At 69.0% G+C, this 2,409-nt stretch carries 3 protein-coding genes; all 3 read left to right on the top strand.

Going from position 1 to position 2,409, the window contains the following annotated elements:
- Positions 1-156 precede the first annotated feature (156 nt).
- The 3 genes from AOK08_RS41700 to pspAB all read left to right on the top strand — a co-directional run bounded on the left by AOK08_RS41700 (position 157) and on the right by pspAB (position 2,315).
- A complete protein-coding gene (locus AOK08_RS41700; RefSeq protein ID WP_241827325.1) occupies positions 157-444 on the top strand; it encodes an SCO2583/SCO2584 N-terminal domain-containing protein in 288 nt (95 codons plus the stop codon).
- A 301-nt stretch (positions 445-745) separates the two neighbouring features.
- Positions 746-1,669, top strand: coding sequence for a zinc metalloprotease HtpX (htpX, locus tag AOK08_RS41705; protein ID WP_055535778.1), 924 nt, complete (start codon positions 746-748; stop codon positions 1,667-1,669).
- A 19-nt stretch (positions 1,670-1,688) separates the two neighbouring features.
- The gene (gene pspAB / locus AOK08_RS41710) at positions 1,689-2,315 is read left to right on the top strand and encodes a PspA-associated protein PspAB (RefSeq protein ID WP_055535775.1); all 627 of its coding nucleotides are present in this window, start codon (positions 1,689-1,691) and stop codon (positions 2,313-2,315) included.
- Positions 2,316-2,409 lie beyond the last annotated feature (94 nt).

The raw sequence follows: 2,409 nt of genomic DNA on the forward strand, positions 1-2,409 counted from the left end.
CTGTGGCAGGACGCTGTCGCGTCGGGGGGGGCGGTCGTGAGGGCCGACGGGGCGTTGTCAGAGGGGCGCACTAGCCTGAACGGACCTCGCACTGGCATGGGATCAGACGGATCAGACGGATCACAGGGATCAGACCGGGCACGAAAGGCAGCAGGGATGACGGGGAACACGGGGATGACGGGGAAGTCCGGGCACGACGACGGTGAGTGGGAGTTCGACCACCGCTGGGCGAGTGAGGCCGCGCACAAGGAGCCCTCGGCACGGGCCCGGATGCTGGCCGCACGCTGGAAGGAGAACCCGCCGGAGCCGGTGCCCTTCCGTGCGGAGCCCGACTACAGGAGGCCCCGCCGTCGGTCGTCGTGGGTGTCGACGTCGATCGTCATATCGTGCGTGTCCATCCTGATCCTGCTGATCGGTTACGTGAACTTCCGGGCGGCGCACTAGCCGTAATCAGGAGCCGTAATCGGGGAGCCGTAGCCGTAGCCGTATCCGGGGCCTGCTCCACGCACTCGGTAGGGGGTGGACTCCGGCTCCGGACGTGCCGTGAAGGTCGGCGGAGGACGGCGGAGGTCGGCGAACTGCTCGACCGGGCTCCCGGACTGCTCCTGGAGTCCGCCGCTCATCGAGTCCGCCGGGCGGGGATTCCGGGCTTTGCTGCGCCTAGGACGGATCGCGACCGCTTCATGGGACGGCGCGGGTGCACACTGGGCAGTGGGGCGAGTGCCTGACTGGCAGGGTGATGTTGATGCCGAGCCGAATACGGAGCGATCGGCGGCTGACCGTGCGGATGACGGTCACGCTGTTCTTGCTCGGACTGCTGTACGTGGCCTTCGTCGCCGCGTTGGTGGTGTTGTTGAAGTCCTGGGTGCTCGTCGTCGTGGTCGGGGCCGGGTTCCTGGCCGCGCAGTACTGGTTCTCCGACCGGGTCGCGCTGTTCGCGATGCGCGGGCGGGTCGTGGAGCGGGAGGAGTATCCGCAGCTCCACGGGGTGATCGACCGGCTGTGCGCGGTGGCCGACCTGCCCAAGCCCATGGTCGCCGTGTCGGACATGGATATGCCGAACGCGTTCGCGACCGGGCGGAACGCCGATCACGCCGTGGTGTGTGTGACCACCGGGTTGCTGCGGCGGCTGGAGCCGGAAGAGCTGGAAGGGGTGCTCGCGCACGAGCTGTCCCATGTGGCACACAAGGACGTCGCCGTGATCACCGTCGCGTCCTTCCTCGGCGTCATCGCCGGGCTCGTCGTGCGGTTCGCGTTCTACTCGCAGATGCTCGGCGGGGGCCGGCGGGACCAGAACACCGCCGTCGTCTTCGTGGCGGTGATGGCCGTCTCCGCAGCCGTGTACACGATCAGTTTCCTGCTGATCCGTGCCCTGTCCCGGTACCGGGAACTGGCCGCCGACCGCTCCGCCGCGCTGCTCACCGGGCGGCCCTCGGCGCTGGCCTCCGCGCTCACCAAGGTGTCCGGTGACATCGCGCGGATCCCGTCGAAGGACCTGCGGACCGCGCAGGCCTTCAACGCCTTCTACTTCACGCCCGCCCTCGGCAAGGAGCCGGGCCTGGCACGGTACTTCTCCACCCATCCCAGTCTTGAGCAGCGGCTCGACCAACTGGGGCGGATCTCCGGGGAGTTGGGGGAGGCGGCGGCTCCCGGCGCGGGGCGCACGTGAGCTGAGGGGAACAGGGTCCATGGGACTGCTGGACATTCTGCTGGGGCGCACCAAGCCCGTCGCGCCCGATCTCGACCGGCTCTTCGGGCTGCCGTCGGCCGCTGTGACCCTTCAGGCGGCGGCCGGCTTCACGCCCACGGGCCGGGGGTCGGTGTGCTTCGCCTCGGTGGAGGGCGCGGCCTTCGACGACGTACGCACGGAGGTCCAGGCCCTGCTCGACGCGGATGCGGAGCGGACCGGGCCGCCTGTCGAGCTGGTCCGGGACGAGTACGGGTACTCGTGGCTGGTGTCGCGGCGCGCGCCGGAGGATCTTCCGGCGCTCGTCGGGGATCTGCACGCGGTCAACAGCGCGCTGGAGGCGAGTGGGTTCGGGCCTCAGTTGTTGTGTTCGGTTGTGGGGTTCGAGGATGAGGTGAGTTCGGGGCAGGGGGTTCGGCGGCTTGGGCTTGTCTATCTGTACAAGCGTGGGACCTTCTATCCGTTCTCGCCGTCGGGCGACGGTGACGGTCGCGATGGCGGTGGCGGTGGCGCTCAGCGGCGGGACAGCGCTCTTGAGTTGCAGGTGCGGGCCGCGCTCGCCGGTGATCTGCGGATCGAGGAGGATCTGGGCCGGTGGTTTCCGGTGTGGGGTGCCCCCGGTCTGTGACGTGAGTGAATGGGCTCATGAGTGAGCTGATTCCCTTCGTGTACGAGTTCGACGGTGAACTACTCAGCGGGGTGGCTGGGGATGGGCGTGGGGG

The sequence above is a fragment of the Streptomyces graminilatus genome (assembly GCF_001418565.1).
GTDB classification, from domain to species: Bacteria; Actinomycetota; Actinomycetes; order Streptomycetales; family Streptomycetaceae; genus Streptomyces; species Streptomyces graminilatus.